This window comes from Actinoplanes solisilvae, assembly GCF_003999975.1.
In the GTDB taxonomy this organism is placed as follows: Bacteria; Actinomycetota; Actinomycetes; order Mycobacteriales; family Micromonosporaceae; genus Actinoplanes; species Actinoplanes solisilvae.
Genome location: NZ_RJAC01000024.1, coordinates 15,126 through 31,985 on the forward strand (window position 1 = coordinate 15,126; position 16,860 = coordinate 31,985).

Sequence of the window (16,860 nt, forward strand, 5' to 3'; positions counted from 1 at the left end):
GGGCGGACCACCGACCCGAGAGCTGGGACGGCTCAGGTCGTGCTCATCCACTCCCGCAGCGACCGGGGGCGCAGGTCGGTCCAGGTGCGCTCCACGTAGTCGAGGCACGCGGCGCGCGACTCCTCGCCGAACACGACCGTCCAGCCGGCCGGCACGTCGACGAAGGAGGGCCACAGCGAGTGCTGGTCCTCGTCGTTGGTCAGCACCAGGTAGCGGCCGTCGGGGTCCTCGAACGGGTTGGTCATCGGGTCGTCCTCTCCACATCGTCGATCAGGTCGGTCAGGGGTCGATCGGGGTCGGCCACGGCCGCCGTCAGCAGACGCCGGAACCGCTCGCCGAACGCGGCCGCGCTCGCGTGGTCGAACAGGTCGGCGTCGTACTCCACGTCGCAGTGGACCGGGCGGTCGCCGGCCGGTTCGTAGAAGCTCAGCGTCAGGTCGGCGCGGAGCGCCCCGGTGGTCAGCGACGCGATCCGGACGCTGTCACCGCCGAGCGGCGCCAGCCGGGCCTCCTCGTGGTGCACGATCATCACGGGTGGCGGCGTCAGCCCGTCCACCTCGGCCAGCAGCGCGTCGAACGGCAGGTCCTGCCGGTCCAGCGCCCCGAGATCGGTCTCCCGCACCCGGCCCAGCAACTCGGCGAACGTGGGGTTCCCGGCGGTGTCGGTGCGCAGCACCACCGTGTTGAGGAAACTGCCCACGAGGTCGGCGAGGACCGGTTCGGCCCGGCCGGCGACCAGCGCGCCGATGGGCAGGTCGGTCCCGGCGCCCGAGCCGGTCAGCAGGGCCGCCATCGCGGCGTGGAAGATCATGAACATGCTGGTGCCGGTACGCCGGGCCAGCTCGTCCACGGCGCGGTGGGTCGCCACGTCGAGCACGATCGGGACCAGACCGGCGCGGTGGGTCGCCTCGGCCGGCCGCGGCCGTGCTCCGGGCAGGTCGACCCGGCTGGGCATCCCGGCCAGGGTCGAGCGCCACTGGCCGAGCTGACGGGCTCGCCGACCGGCCGGATCGGCGGGGTCGCCGAGCAGCGCGTACTGCCATCGCGTGTAGTCGGCGTAGTCGACCGGCAGCGGCGTCCACTCCGGTTCCCGGCCGGCAAGCCGGGCCTCGTACGCGGTGGCCAGATCGCGGATCAGCGGCACCACCGACCATTCGTCGACCGCGAGGTGATGCAGCGTCAGCAGCACCTCCTGCGCGCCGGAGCCGTCGGTGAGCAGCCGTGCCCGCAGCGGTGCCCGCCCGGCGACATCGACCGGTTCCCGGCTGAGCGTGTCGAGCAGCTCGTCCAGCGAACCGCCGGTCGCGGCCGTGCGTTCCAGCACCGGCCGGTCCACGTCCACGCGCCACAGGTCTCCGTCGGCCCAGCGGTATCCGGTGCGCAGCGGCGCGTGCCGTTCGACCACGTCGTCAAAGGCCGCCGCGAAGGCGTCACCGTCCAGGCCGTCGCCACTGATCGCGAAAGCGAGATCCCAGCCGCCGTGCGGTGCCGTCGCCTCGTGCGCCCGCCACAGATACCGCTGCACCGGCGCACCCCGGCGGTCGGCTTCCGGCCCGGCCGGGCGCGCGGCCAGCTCGGGCCGGTCAGCCGCCGGCCGGTCCACCAGCCGGGCCAGGCCGGCCACGGTCGGCGTGTCGAAGACGTCCCGGACCGTCAGGTCGGCGCCGAGCGCGGACCGCACGCGGCCGATCAGCCGCATGCACGACATCGAGTGCCCGCCGAGGGCGAAGAAGTTGTCGTGCACGCCCACCCTGGGCAGCCCGAGAATCTCGGCGAACAGCTCGGCCAGCCGCGTCTGCGCCTCGGTGATCGGCGCCGCGTCACCGACCAGCGCCGTCCAGTCCGGAGCGGGCAGCCTCCGCCGGTCGACCTTGCCGTTCGGGGTGCGCGGCAACCCGCCCTCCACGGCCACGACCAGCGCCGGAACCAGATAGCTGGGCAGGCGGGCGGCCAGGTCGGCGCGCACCGCGGCCGGGTCGACGGTGCCGGCCGCCGCGACGACGTAGCCGACCAGGCGCGTCGAGTCGCCGGACCCGTCCACGACGACGACCGCCTGCGCGACGTCCGGGTGGGCGGCGAGCGCGGTCTCGACCTCGGCCGGCTCGATCCGGTGGCCGCGGATCTTGACCTGGTCGTCGACCCGTCCGAGGAAGTCGATCAGGCCGTCGGCGCGCCATCGCGCCCGGTCACCGGTGCGGTACATGCGTGCGCCGGGCGGACCGTACGGGTCGGCGACGAACCGCTGCGCGGTCAGCTCGGGCCGGCCGAGGTAGCCCCGGGCCAGGCCCCGACCCGCGATGTAGAGCTCGCCGACCGCGCCGGGCGGCACCGGGCGCAGGCGGCGGTCGAGGACGTAGGCCACGGTGTTCGGGTCGGGCCGGCCGATCGGCACCGCACCGGTCCAGTCCGGCTCGGCCCGCCACAGCGTCGAGTTCACCGTCGCCTCGGTCAGGCCGTACGCCACGAACAGCCGCAGCGTGGCCGCCCAGCGCGCGATGACCTCGGGCGGCACCTGCTCGGTGCCGACTAGCACGGTGAGCCCGGCCGGCAGCTCGCACCCCGGCGGCAGCGCGGCCACCAGCGACGGCGGCAGGATCGCGTGGCTGACCTCGTGTTTGGTCAGCAGCTCGGTCAACGCGGGCCCGGGCGTCCGCGCCTCGTCGGGGGCGATCACCAGCCGCGCCCCGGTGCACATCGACATCGCCAGCTCGAACGCGAACACGTCGAAGCCGATCGAGGCGAACTGCAGGATCCCGCTGGCCGCGGTCACCCCCATCGGGTCGACGGCGGTGGCGACCAGGCTGCCGATCCCCTCGTGGGTGACCGTGACGCCCTTGGCCCGGCCGGTGGAGCCGGAGGTGTAGATGACGTACGCGGCGTGGTCGAGGCTCTCCGGCGCCGCCGGGAACGGGGCAACCGGCTCGTCGGAGTCCACCAGCACCCGGGCGACCCCGTCGACCGTGGGCAGCGCGCAGGCCACCGCTTCGGTGGTGAGCACGTGCCGGGTGCCCGAGTCGGTGAGCATGAACGCCAGCCGGTCGGCCGGGTGCTGCAGGTCGAGTGGCAGGAACGCGGCGCCGACCTCCAGCACGGCGAGCACCGCCACGATCGTTTCGAGCGACCGGGGAGTGGCCACCGCGACGACGTTTTCGTGCCGTACCCCGCGGGCGGCCAGCACTCCGGCGAGCCGGTGGGCCCGGTCGGCGAGCTCGGCGTAGGTCAGCGTGCGGTCGCCGTCGACCACGGCGAGCGCGTCGGGCCGCTCGGCGACCCGGGCCGCGAACGCGGCGGAAAGGCTCACTTCCTCGACCGTACGGGCGGTGGTGTTGAACTCGCGTAGGACCCGGCGCCGTTCGTCGTCGACCAGCACGTCGAGCGAGCCCAGCGGGACAGCCGGCGTGGCAACCGCGGCGGACGCGAGCGCGACCAGGCGGCGGGCCAGCAACTCCACCGTCGACCGGTCGAACAGCTCGGTCCGGTAGGTCAGGCGGCACGTCACCGCGTCGCCGCCCCGCTCGGCCAGCTCGACCACCAGGTCGAAACGGGCCGTGCCGGCGTTCAGCGGCTCGTCGGAGACCTCGAGCCCGGCGAGCGCGAAGGCGTCGGCCACGTGGTTGCGGTGCACGACCATCACCTGGAACAGCGGATGGCGCGACAGCGACCTCGGCGGGTTGACCACCTCCACGACCGACTCGAAGGGCACGTCCTGGTGCGAGAACGCGGCCAGGTCGCCGTCGCGGACGCGGGCCAGCAGGTCGGCGAAGCTCGGCTCCCCGCTCAGGTCGGTCCGCAGCACCAGGGTGTTCACGAAGAACCCGACGAGGTCGTGCAGGCTCTCCTCGGTGCGCCCGGCGATCGGCGCGCCCAGCGCGATGTCGTCGCCCGCCCCGATGCGGTGCAGCAGCGCCGCGGTCAGCGCGTGCGCGACCATGAACGGGCTGGCGCCGGCGTCGGCCGCGAGCCGGCGCAGACCGCGGACCACGTCGGCGGGCAACTCGACGCTCACCTCGTCGCCGGCCACGCCCGCCTCGGCCGGTCGGGGCCGGTCGAACGGCAGCGACAGCTCCTCCGGCGCGCCGTCCAGGGTGGTGCGCCAGAAGGTGTGCTGCTCCTCGGCGACCTGGTCGAGCAGCGCACGATGCCACAGGGCGTAGTCGGCGTACTGGACCGGCAGCGGCGCCCAGTCCGGTTCCCGTCCTTCGCGCGAGGCCGCGTACGCGGTGGACAGGTCGGCCAGGAACGGCGCGTCCGACCACTCGTCGGTGACGATGTGATGCAGCAGCAGGACCAGCACGTGCTCGTCGTGTCCGGCCCGGATGACCGTCGCCCGCAGCGGCAGGTCGGTGCTCAGGTCGAACGGGCGGCCGGCCACGTCGGCCACGTCGGCGTCGTCCAGCACCTCCAGCGGCGGGCGGGCCTGGTCGACCGGCAGAATCCGCTGGTACGGCTCCCCGTCCGCCGACTCGATGACGGTACGCAGCACCTCGTGCCGGCCGACGACCGCGTGCAGCGCGTCGTGCAGGAGGGCGACGTCCAGCGGGCCGCGCAGCCGCAGCGTCAGGGGGAAGTTGTAGGCCGCCGACGGGCCCTGCATCCGGTCGAGGAACCAGAGGCGGCGCTGCGCGAACGACAACGGCAGCCGCTCCGGCCGAACCGCGGGCCGCAGCACCGGACGGGAACCGGCGGCCTGGGTTACCCGGGAGACCAGTTCGGCGACGATCGGCGCCTCGAACAGGTCGCGCAAGGACAGCTCCGCCCCCAGCACCGTACGGGCCCGGCTGACCAGCCGGATCGCCAGCAGCGAATGCCCGCCGAGCTCGAAGAAGCTGTCGTCGATGCCGACCGCCGGCACACCCAGCAGGTCGGCGTAGATCTCGCAGAGCGCGGCCTGGGCCGGAGTCTCGGGCGGCCGGGTGGCCGCCGAGGTCTGCACGGTCGCGGCCGGCAGTGCCCGGACGTCGAGCTTGCCGTTGACGGTGAGCGGCAGCCTGTCCACCGCGACGAGGGCGGCGGGCACCATGTAGTCCGGCAGGCGCTCCTTCAGATGGGTGCGCACCTGCCGCAGCACGGCGTCGTCCTCGGACGGGCTCCACCCCGGGCCGCGGACGAGATAGCCGGCCAGACGCTTCGCGGTGTCGACCACCACGGCGGCGTGCGTCACCAGCGGGTGCCCGGCGATCGCCGACTCCACCTCGCCCAGTTCGACCCGGTAGCCGCGGATCTTCACCTGGTCGTCGGTGCGGCCGAGGAAGTCCAGGTTGCCGTCCGGGCGACGGCGGACGAGGTCCCCGGTGCGGTACATCCGCTCCCCCGGCTCGCCGTACGGGTCGGCGACGAACCGCTCCGCGCTCAGTCCGGCCTGCCGGTGATAGCCGCGGGCCAGGCCGATCCCGCCGATGTACAGCTCGCCCGGCGCTCCGGGGGCGGCCGGCCGCAGGAACGGGTCGAGGATGTAGGCCCGGGTGTTCCAGATCGCGGTGCCGACCGTCGGGGTCGCGCTGTCCTCGGTCCCCCCGCCCAGGGTGTTGATCGTGTACTCGGTCGGGCCGTACAGGTTGTAACCGGTCACACCGTCGGTGTCGCGCAGCGTCGTCCAGACCTGCTCGGGTACGGCCTCCCCGCCGAGCAGCACGAGCGGCGGCCGGTGCCGGCCGGGACCGGTCTCGAGCAGGCCCTGCTCGATGAGGTGGTGGGCGTAGGTCGGCGTCACGTTGACGACGTCGATGCGGTGGGTGTCGCAGTAGGCGACCAGCCCGGCCGCGTCCCGGCGCAACTGCTCGTCGCAGACGTGCACCTCGTGGCCCTCGACGAGCCAGAGCAGCTCTTCCCAGGACATGTCGAAGGCGAACGAGACGGTGTGCGCGATGCGCAGCCGCCGCCCGGCCGCCGCGACCACCGGGCCAAAGATCGCCTCGCGGTGGTTGAGCTGCATGTTGGTCAGGCCCCGGTACGGGGTGACGACGCCCTTGGGCCGGCCGGTCGACCCGGAGGTGTAGATGATGTACGCCGGGTGGTCGAGACGCCGCCGGTCGCCGCGCAGGAACATGGGTGTCTCGTCGGCCGCGAGCGGGCCCCCGGCCAGCTCGTCAAGTTCCGCGACCACCTCGGCCGCGTCCAGCACCACCGCCGGCACGGACGACGTCGGCAGCAGCCTGGCCGCGGAGCCGACGGTGAGCACACACATCGGCTCGGTGTCGGCGAGCAGCAGGCCGAGCCGTTCCGCCGGCAGGTCCAGTTCGAGCGGCAGGTAGGCAGCACCGGTACGCAGCACCGCGAACAGTGCCGCCACCATGTCCAGGCTCCGCGGCAACGCCAGCGCCACCACGGTCTCCGGCCCGGCGCCGCGGGCCAGCAACAGCCGCGCGATCCGGTTGACCCGCTCGTCGAACTGGGCGTAGGTGAGCCGCTGCTCGCCCGCCACCAGCGCGACCGCGTCGGGGGTCCGCGCGGCCTGGTCGGCGAGCAGGTCCGCGACGGTGTCGGCGCCGACCGGGTTCCGCGTGCTGTCCCAGTCGTCGCGCAGGGCCCGCCGGTCGTCGGCGGTGAGCAGGTCGAGCGACCCGACCGGCCGCCGCGGGCCGGCCGCGATCCGGTCGAGGACGTCGGCGAGACGGTCGAGCAGGGCCCGTGCGGTCGCGCTGTCGACGACCTCGGGCCGGTGGTCGAGGGCCAGCCGGAACCGGGTGCCCGGGGTGACGACCAGGGTCAGCGGGTAGTGGGTGGCGTCCACGCCCTCGACGGCCTCGATGCCGTGCCGGCTCTGCAGGTCGGCCGACTCGGTCTCGTCGACGAAGTTCTGCATCACGTAGAGGGTGTCGAACAGCTGGGGGTGCCCGGCCGCCCGCTGGATGTCGGCCAGGCCGAGGTGGTCGTAGTCCATCAGCGTGAGGCGCTGGTCCCGTACGCGCAGCAGCAGGTCGAGCACGGACTCGCGGGGATCGGGCGCCACCCGCAGGGGCACGGTGTTGAGGAACAGCCCGATGATGCTGTCGACCAGGGGGACGTCGCCGTGGCGTCCGGCGACCGTCATGCCGAAGACGACGTCGCCGCGTCCCATCAGGCCGCCGAGCACGAGACCCCAGGCCGTGCTGAACACGGTGTTGAGGGTCAGTCCGTGCGAGCGGGCGGCGTCGCGCAGCCGGTCGCCCAGCGCCGCCGGCAGCTCGATCGTCTGCCGGTCGGGCAGCGCGGGGGCGAGGCTGCGGTCGGCCGGTCCGACCATCGTCGGCTCGGTGAGCCCGGCCAGCGCGGCACGCCACTGCTCGATCGCGGCACCGGTCTCCTGCCCGGCGAGCCAGGCCAGGTGGTCCCGGTAGGAGCCGGCGGGCGGCAGTCCGGTGTCGTCGCCGTCGCGTTCGTAGAGCGTGAACAGCTGCTCGACGAACAGCTCCTCGGACCAGCCGTCCCAGAGGATCAGGTGGTGGCTGACCACGAGCCGGTCCCGGCCGCCGGGCAGCCGGATCAGGGTGAGCCGGCACAGCGGCGGGTCCGCGAGGTCGAACTGGCGGGCGCGGTCGGCCGCCATCACCTCGGTGAGCGCCGCGGCACACGCCTGGTCGTCGAGGCCGCTCAGGTCGACCTCGGTCACCGGCAGCGCGAGGCCGTCGGCGACGAACTGCGCCGGACGGCTCAGCCCGTTGCTGGTGAACCCGGCGCGCATCCCGTCGTTGCGGGCCAGCAGCGCGGCCCCGGCGCGGCACAGCCGCTCGACGTCGACCCGGTAGGCCAGGTCGAAGGCGTCCTGGCCGGTGTAGACGTCGAGGGCGCCAGTGTCGTAGCTCGCGTGGAAGTACAGGCCCTCCTGCAGCGGCGACAGCGGCCAGATGTCGCTGACCGGTGCCGGGCTGACCTCGCGGACGTGGGCGACCTCGTCCGGTGAGAGCGCGAGCAGCGTGGGAGCGCCGGCGCCGGCCAGTTCACGAAGGGTGGCGGCCCAGCCGTCGGCGACGGCGGCGATCTCGTCCTCGGTGAGGTGCCCGTCCGGCCAGGTCCAGGTGGCGACGAGCTGCGGGCCGCGGTCGGTCTCGGCGCACACGACGTCGACCTGCAGCAGGTGGGCCGGCGCCAGTCCGCCGTTGACCTCGGTGACCAGCTCGTCGCCGGCCGGCGTCCACGGTTCGCCGGTGCCGGCGGGGAACCGGCCGTAGTAGTTGAACAGCACCTGCGGCGCGGCGAGGCGGGCCAGGATCGGGGCGGTCTGGGCGTTCAGGTGGCGCAGCAGGCCGTACCCGAGACCACCGTCGGGCGCGGCCCGCAGCAGGTCGCCGGTGCGGGCGGCCAGGGTGGCCAGGTCGCCGTCGGCGCCGGACAGTCGGACCGGCTGGACGGCGGTGAGCCAGCCGACCGTACGGGCGAGGTCGAGACCGGGCTCGATCTCCTCGCGGCCGTGCCGTTCGATCTCGACCAGCAGGTCGGCGCCCTCGTCGCGGCCGGTGGCACGTCGCCACCCGTGGACGCCGCGGTGCAGGGCCGCGAGCAGGACCGCGGTGATCTCCGCGGGGGCGGCGGCGAGCAAGGCGCGGGTCTCGGTGACGGTGAGCCGGCTGGTGTGCCGGCGGGCCACGGCGGCCGGACCGGTCACCTGGCCGGGCAGCAGTTCCGCGCCCGGGGCGAGCACCCGGATCCAGTGCTCCAGCTCGGCGAGCCGATGCGGCGCCTGGGCCTGGGCCTCCACGGCCTCGGCGTACCGGCGCAGCGACGTGCCGACGGCGGGCAGCGGAGTTCCGGCGGCGGCCACCGCGAGGTCGTCGAGCAGGATCCGCCAGGACACGCCGTCCACCGCGAGATGGTGGGCGGCGAGCAGCAGCCGGCCCGGCCGGTCGCCCGCGTCGAACCAGACGGCCTGCAGCATCCGCCCCTCGTCGGGGTCGAGCCGGTCGGTGGCCGCGGCCGTCTCCGTGGCGACGACGTCGGCGAGCCCGTCCTCGGCCAGCGCCGACACGTCGACGCGGCGGATCAGGTCGCCGGCGGCAACCGTCCCGGCCGGTGTGGTCTCGAGGCTCCACAGCACCGACGCGATCCGACGCAGTCGCAGCCGCAGACCGTCGTGGCGGTCGAGGACGGCTTGCAGGACGGCCGTCAGTGCGGGCAGGTCGGTTGTTCCGGGCACGGTCAGCAGCACGGGCAGGGTGAACCGGTCGATGGGCGCCCCGGTGTCGCGCAGCCAGTGCACGATCGGCAGCAGGGGCACGTCGCCGACGCCGTCGGAGTCGGCCGGAGCCTGCGGGACCGGCGCCGGGGCGGCGTTGGCCGCCAGCGCCCGGGGTGTGCGCAGGGTGAGCACGTCGCGCGGCGCGATGGGCAGGCCGAGGCGACGGGCCCGGCTCGAGACGGTGATGGAGAGGATGCTGTCCCCGCCGAGGGCGAAGAAATCCCCGTCCGCGTCCACCCGAGGCAGGCCGAGAACGGCGGCGAAGACCTCGGCGATCGCCTGTTCGCGGGGGTCGACCGGCCGGACGGCGGCGGCCGGCGCGGCCGGGACGCCACCGGTCGCCGGCCCGCGGGTGATCGCGGCCCGGTCGACCTTGCCGTTCGGGGTGAGCGGCAGCGCGTCGAGGACGATCACCTCGGACGGGACGAGGGCCGCGGGCAGCGCGGCGCGGGCCGCGGCGATCAGGGCCGCGGTGTCGGGCGTGGGCGCCCCGGGGGTGGGCACGACCCCGCCGACCAGCCGGGTGGCGCCCGCACCGGTGACCTTCACCGCGACCGCCGCCTGAGCCACACCCGGCTGGGCGGCCAGCCAGGACTCGATCTCGGCCGGGTCGATCCGGGCGCCGCGCACCTTGATCTCGTCGTCGGCACGACCGAGGTACGTCAGTGTGCCGTCGCGGTCGCGGCGGACGAGGTCGCCCGTGCGGTACATCCTCGTCCCGGGCGCGCCGAACGGGTCGGCGACGAGCCGCTGCGCCGTGGAGCCGGGCGCGTCGTGATAGGCGCGGGCCAGTTGTTCGCCGGCGACGTACAGCTCGCCGGCGACGTCCTCGGGCACCGGCTGGAGGCACTCGTCCAGCACATAGAGGCTGGTGTTGCCGACCGGTCCGCCGATCGGTACGGCCGAGCCGTGCTCGCCGTCGTTCGGCCACCAGGTGACCTGCACAGCGGTCTCGGTCGGACCGTAGAAGTTGTCGAGCCGGGTGCCCGTGGCTGCGTGCCACCGCCGGGCGAGGTCGCCGGGGAGCGCCTCCCCTCCGCAGGACACCCAGCGCAGCGTGGCCGCCCAGCTCGGGTCGTCGCGCACCTGGTCGGACAGCAGGAAACCGGAGACCAGGGACGGCACCAGCGTGATCGCGGTGACCCGGTGGCGCCGGATCAGCGCGGCCAGGTCGGCCGGGTCCTGGGCGGCATCCGGCGGCGGGAGGACCACTGCGGCCCCGGCGTACAGGGGCCAGAAGATCTCCCAAACCGAGACGTCGAAGCCGACCGGGGCGAGCTGCAGCATGCGGTCGTCGCCACCGAGCCGGAACTGCCGCTGCGACCACTCCAGCTGGCTGACGATCGCCCGGTGGCTGACGACCACACCCTTGGGACGCCCGGTCGAGCCGGACGTGTAGATCAGGTAGGCGGCGTGCTCCGGCGACACGGCGACCGGCGCCGGCGCCGGGCCCGCGACCGGCCGGTCCCCGACCAGCACATACGACAGTCCCTCGCGTCGCGGAAGACGGGCGACCAGGTCGGCGGTCGTCACGACGATCCGCGCCCCGGAGTCGTCGAGCAGCGCGGCGAGACGGTCGTCGGGATGGGCGGGGTCGAGCGGCAGATAGGCGGCGCCGGACCGGAGCACACCGGTCAGCGCGACGACCAGCTCCGCGCGGCGCGGCACCGCCACGGCCACGATCTGCTCGGCTCCGGCGCCGCGAGCTCCCAGCCGGGCGGCCAGCTCGGCGGCCCGGTCGTCCAGCTCGCGGTAGGTCAGGCTGCGCTCGCCGGCCAGCACGGCGACCGCGTCGGGGGTCCGTGCGGCCTGCGCGGCGATCGCCGCGGGCAGAGTCGTTTCCGGTACGTCGAACCGCGTCCCGGTCAGCGCGGGCACGGTGGCGTCGTGCAGGGCGACCCGTCCGACCGCGCCGGTCGGCGCGTCGGCGAGGGCGGTGAGCAGCCGGGCCAGCCCGGCCCGCATCCGCTCGACGGTGGCCGGCGCGATGCGGGCGGGGTCGTACTCGAGGGTGAGCCCGAGCCGGGGCCCGGGCGCGACGAGCAGGCTGACCGCGTAGTGGGTGGCCTCGCGGAACTCCACGCCGGCGACACGCACCGAGCCGCTGGGATCCCGCAGACCGCTGTGGTCGGGGTAGTTCTCCAGGACGACCAGCGAGTCGAACAGGTCCCCGGTCCCGGCCAGCCGCTGGATCGCCGCGAGCCCGAGGTGCTGGTGGTCGAGCAGGGCCGCCTGCTCGTCGGCCAGCCGCCGCAGCAGCGTCGCGAACGGCTCGTCCGCGCGCCACCGCAGCCGCACCGGCACGGTGTTGATGAACAGACCGATCATCGACTCGATCCCGGCGACGTCGGCCTGCCGGCCCGAGACGGTGCTGCCGAAGGTCACGTCCCGCCGTCCGGTCAGCCGGCCGAGGAGCAGGCCCCAGGCCCCGTGCAGGGCGGTGGCGAGGGTGATTCCGTGGTCGCGGACGCGCTGGGGCAGTGCCGTCGCGACGGCGCCGGGCAGCTCGACGGTGACCCGCCGGACCGGCGCGGTCCCGGTCGCGGGCTCGGGCTCGGGCTCGGGCTCGGGCTCGGGCTCGGGCTCGGGCTCGGGCTCGGGCTCGGGCTCGGCGAGCAGGGTCGGCCCGTCGAGGCCGGTCAGGGCCTGCCGCCAGGCGTCGGTGGCCGCCTGCTGGTCGCGGCCGCCCAGCCATTCCAGGTAGCGGCGGTAGGGGGTGACCGCGGTCAGCCTCGGCGGTTCCCCGTGCACGGTGTACGCGGCGAGCAGGTCGCGCAGGAACACCGCCACCGACCAGCCGTCGGTGACGATGTGGTGGTGGGTGAGGACCAGCGTGTGCCGGTCGTCGGCGTGCCGCACCAGCAGGCACCGCAGCAGGGGCGGGGCGGCGAGGTCGAACCCGGCGGCGCGTTCCTCGGCCTCGACGTCCACGGTGGACGCGTCGACCACCCGCCACGGAAGTTCGGGGCCGTCCACGATGAACTGCACGACCCGGCCGTCGGCGAGCTCCTGGAAACCGGCCCGCAGCGGGGCGTGCCGGTCCAGCACGGCCTGGGCGGCCCGGCGCAGCGCGTCGGTGTCCACCGGCCCGTCCAGGGTGACGAGCTGCTGCACCTCGTACCGGTCGTCGGCGTCACCGGCGTGGGCGTGGAAATAGAAGCCGAGCTGCAGCGGGGTCGCCGGGAGCACGTCGGCCAGTCCCGGCGCGGTGGCCGTCAGCGTGTCGACGTCGTCCTGCCGCAACGGCACGAGCGGGAAGTCCGACGGGGTGTGCCCGCCCGCGCCCGGCGCCGCCGCGTGCTCGACCAGCGCGCCGAGCGCGGTGAACCAGCCCTCGGCCAGCTCGGCCACGCTCGCGTCGTCCAGCAGGGCGCCCGGGTAGGCCCAGGTCACGCCGAGCCTCGGCCCGTCCGGGTAGTCCTCGGTGAAGGCGTTGACCTCCAGCGTGTACGGCGCGACGGGCATCTCGGCGTCGTATCCGCCGGCCAGCACGCCGGCGCCGGGAACCGGGGTCCATGGGGAGTCCTGGCTGGTGGCGACCGCGAACCGGCCCAGGTAGTTGAAGCTGATCTGCGGGGCGGGCAGCGCGGCGAGGGCGGCTGCGGTCTCGGGGTTGAGGTAGCGCAGCAGACCGAAGCCGAGGCCGTGGTCCGGCACCGCGTTCAGTTGCTCCTTGACGCGCTTGAGGGCCGCGCCGGCGTCCGGGCCGCCGGCCAGCGCCACCGCGACGTCGGTCGGGCCGAGGTCGAGGCGTACGGGGAAGATGCTGGTGAACCAGCCGAGCGTGCGCGACAGGCGTACCTCGGGGTCGATCTGCTCCTCGCGGCCGTGCCCCTCGAGGGCGAGCAGTGTCGGGGGCGTGTCCATGCCCCGGCGGCGGCGCCAGTCGGTGACCGCGAGCGCCAGGGCGGTCAGCAGCACGTCGTTGACTCCGGCGTGGAACGCGGCCGGGACCGTGGTCAGCAGCGCCGCGGTGCGGTCGGCGGGCAGTCGCAGGGTGAGCCGCCGGACGGTGTCGAGATCGCCGACCGGGTCGAGCGAACGGCTCCCGAACGCCGGGTCCGGGCAAGTGAGCTGCCCGGTCCAGTGCGCCAGCTCGGCGATTCGGTCGGGGCGGTGCGCGTCGGCCGTGGTGATCTCGGCCCAGCGCCGCAGCGGCGTGCCGATCGGTGCGAGCGCGGGGGTCCGGTCGTCCGCGACGGCGGCGCCGGCTTCGGCGAGGTCGGGCAGCAGGATCCGCCAGGAGACGCCGTCGACCACGATGTGATGGACCGCCAGCACCAGATATCCGGGACGGCCGGCGCCGGTGTCGAGCCAGACCGCCTGCACCATGACGCCGGCCTCGGGGTCGAGCCGGGCGCCCGCCTCTCGCACGGCGTCGTCGGCCAGCGCGCGGATCCGGGTCTCCGACAGACCGGCCGCGTCGATCCGGTGCAGCCATTCTGCCGCCGCGACGGTGCCGCGCGGCGCGATCACGAGCCGTCCCGCGGTGGTGGCGGTGGCTCGCACGAGCCGGGAGCGCAGCGCGTCGTGCCGGTCGGCGACCGCTTGCAGCGTGCGCGCCAGGCTGTCCTGATCGGCGCCCGACGGCACGCGCAGCAGCAGCCACTGGTTGAACGCGTCGAACCGGGCGCCGCACTCGTCCAGCCAGGCCATGATCGGCAGCAGCGGCATCTCGCCGACGCCCGCGTCCGGGTCATCGATCACGTCGGTGGCGGTGGTCGTGACGACCGGGGCCAGCGCGGCGACGCTGCGGTGCTGGAACACCTGCCGCGGGGTGACGACCAGCCCGGCCTGGCGGGCCCGGATCACGAGCTGGATCGACACGATGCTGTCGCCGCCGAGCGCGAAGAAGTCGTCGTCCACGCCGACCTCGGGCAGGCCGAGCACCTCGGCGTAGAGCGCGCAGAGCACCTCCTCACGGGCGTCCCGGGCGGCGCCACCGGTGGTCAGCGCGGCGAAGTCGGGTGCGGGCAAAGCGGCGCGGTCCAGCTTGCCGGCGGTCGTCATCGGGATGCGGTCCAACGGCACGAACGAGGACGGCACCATGTAATCGGGCAGCCAGCTGCGGGCGTGCGCGCGCAGCACGGTCATCAGGGCGTTGGTGTCCCGGAAGGGCGCCGGGCGGTTCGCGTGGAGGGCCGGGTCCGCTCCGGTGCGCCCGGCCCGGTACGCCGGCGGGGGCTGCACTCCGGGCGGGGTGAAGACGGCGTCGAGCCGGCCGTCGCGGGCGCCGGCGGTCCAGGTGACCGCGACCTGCCAGCCGTGCCGTTCCCCGAGCTGGTAGAGGTCTTCCGGGTCGACCGCGGGCCATGCGGGCGCGGTGTCCGGGCTGGGGTCGAGGGTGTTCAGCACGGCGACATCGGCGGTGAGCCGGGCGTTGGGGAGTCCGGTGACCCGCACCGGGACGGAGGTGTCGGTCGCGAGCCGATCGGCCAGCTCGTCCCCGCTGATGTCGTCCGGTCCGGTGCTCGGCGTGGCGGTGGTGCGCAGCACGACGTCGTAGCGGTAGCGGGTCAGTTCGTTGTGGAACCTGCCCCGCTTGACCCGCACGTCCGCGGCGGCGACGCCGGGCAGGGCCGTGAACAGGTCGGGGTCGACCAGCAGCTCCCCCTCCCACAGCACGGCGCGTCGCACCGCCGGCCAGGCGACGGCCGGATCTCCGTCCGGGTGGCGCAGCGCCTCGACGCCGGCCCGCAGCGCCGGAAGCAGACGCAGGTGCCGCACGTCACCGAGGAACACCGATCCGCCCGACGCCAGCAGGCCGACGGCCTTGCCGAGCACGTCGAGGAGGTAGTCGACGCCGGGGAAGTATTGCGCCACCGAGTTGATCACGATGGTGTCGAAGTAGCCGGTCGGGAGCCCGTCGACCTCGTCGGCCGGTCGTGCCGACAGCTCGACCCGGCCCGCCAGCTCCGGCACCCCGGCGACCTGGCCGCGCAGGGTGTGAATGGCCTCCTCGGACAGATCGGTGCCCCAGTACGCCTCGACCTGTGGCGCGATGCGGGAGAGCAGCAGGCCGCTGCCGACACCGATCTCCAGCACCCGGCGCGGACGCAGCCCGAGGATCGCGTCGACGGTGGCCGCTCGCCACTCGCGCATCTGCTCGACCGGGATCGGCAACCCGTCGTAGGTGCTGTTCCAGCCGGTGAAGTTCTCCACGAACGACTCGGTGCGGCCCGCGGTGTACAGCAGTTCGTGCAGCTGCTTCCATTGCCCGACCTGCTCGGCGGCGGCGCCGCCGGCATCGGCCGGGCCGTCCAGCCGGGGCACGACGTACGCGGCGAGCCGCACATCGCCGAGCCGGTCCTCGCGGGCGACCACGGCGACCTGCGCGACCGCCGGGTGCTGGCCGATCACCGTCTCGATCTCGCCCGGCTCGATCCGGTATCCGCGGACCTTGACCTGGTTGTCGGCGCGGCCGACGAACTCGAGCTGCCCGTCCTCGCGCAGGCGCACGAGGTCGCCGGTGCGGTAGAGGCGTCCGCCGGCCGGGCCGAACGGGTCGGCGACGAAGCGTTCCGAGGTGAGCGCTGGGCGGCCCAGGTAGCCGCGGGCCAGGCCGGGTCCGCCGAGGTAGAGCTCGCCGACCCCGCCGACCGGCGTCGGGCGCAGCGCGGCGTCGAGGACGTGGCAGCGGGTGCCGGGGTCGGCCACACCGATGGGCACGGTGGCGCCCGACGGGGTCGCCGGGTCGCAGCGGCCCAGGGTCGAGTTGACGGTCACCTCGGTCGGCCCGTACGCGTTGAACATCGGCCGGCCCTGGGCCCAGCGGGCGACGAGTTCGGCCGACACCCGCTCGGTGCCGGCCAGCAGCGTCGCCCCGGCCGGGAGGTCGCAGCCGGCCGGCATCGCGGCGAGCAGAGCGGGCGGAAGGATCATGAAGGTCGCGCCGTGCTCGTGGGCGTACTCGGTGAGGGCCGGTCCGGGCACCCGCCGGTCGGCCGGCACGACGATCAGCCGGCCGCCGGTGAGCAGGCCCAGGCACAGGTCGAAGAACGCGACGTCGAAGCTCGGCGACGCGAACTGCAGGACCCGGCTGTGCGGGCCGACCGCGAGCCGCTCGACGGCCGTGGCCAGCAGTTTCGCGACGCCGGTGTGCGAGACGACTACACCCTTCGGGCGCCCGGTCGAGCCGGAGGTGTAGATGATGTACGCGGCGCCGGCCGGAGTCGACGCCACCGCGGGCTCGGTCGCCGGGCGGCCGGCCAGCTCGTCACCGAACGCCTGATCGTCGAGCAGCACCGTGGCCGTCGAGTCCAGGACGGGCGCGAGCTCGGTCGTGGTGATGACGCAGGTCGGAGCGGCGTCGGCGAGCAGGTAGGCGATCCGCTCGGCCGGGTACTCCGGATCGATCGGCAGGTAGACGCCGCCGGTCTTGAGCACCGCGACCTCGGCCACGATCAGGTCGGCCGAGCGGGGCAGGCAGAGCCCGATCACCCGTTCCGGTCCGGCGCCCCGGGCGATCAACGCGTGGGCCAGGCGGTTGGCCCGCGCGTCGAGCTCCGCGTACGTCAGGGCGGTGTCCTCGTAGACCACGGCCACCGCCTCGGGCCGCAGGCGCACCTGGGCCGCGAAGAGTTCGGGCCAGGTCGCCAACGGTGTCGCGACTGCGTCGTCCGACGTCAGTTCGTGGGCGCTGGTCGGGTGACTTTCGGGCACAGCGAAGTACCGCCCCTCAGTGGGTGACGTGATCTGGTGGTTCGGCG

General features: G+C 74.6%; 2 protein-coding genes. Both read right to left on the reverse strand.

The window, feature by feature from the left end; all coding sequences use genetic code 11:
• Window positions 1-32: 32 nt before the first annotated feature.
• Entirely contained in the window at window positions 33-245 is a 213-nt protein-coding gene (locus tag EER30_RS37960; RefSeq protein WP_127506153.1) for an MbtH family protein, read from the reverse strand.
• Complete coding sequence (locus EER30_RS48155; RefSeq protein WP_127506155.1) at window positions 242-16,813, reverse strand: non-ribosomal peptide synthetase; 16,572 nt, start codon at window positions 16,811-16,813, stop codon at window positions 242-244. The genes EER30_RS37960 and EER30_RS48155 overlap by 4 nt, the downstream gene beginning before the upstream one ends.
• Window positions 16,814-16,860: the final 47 nt, after the last annotated feature.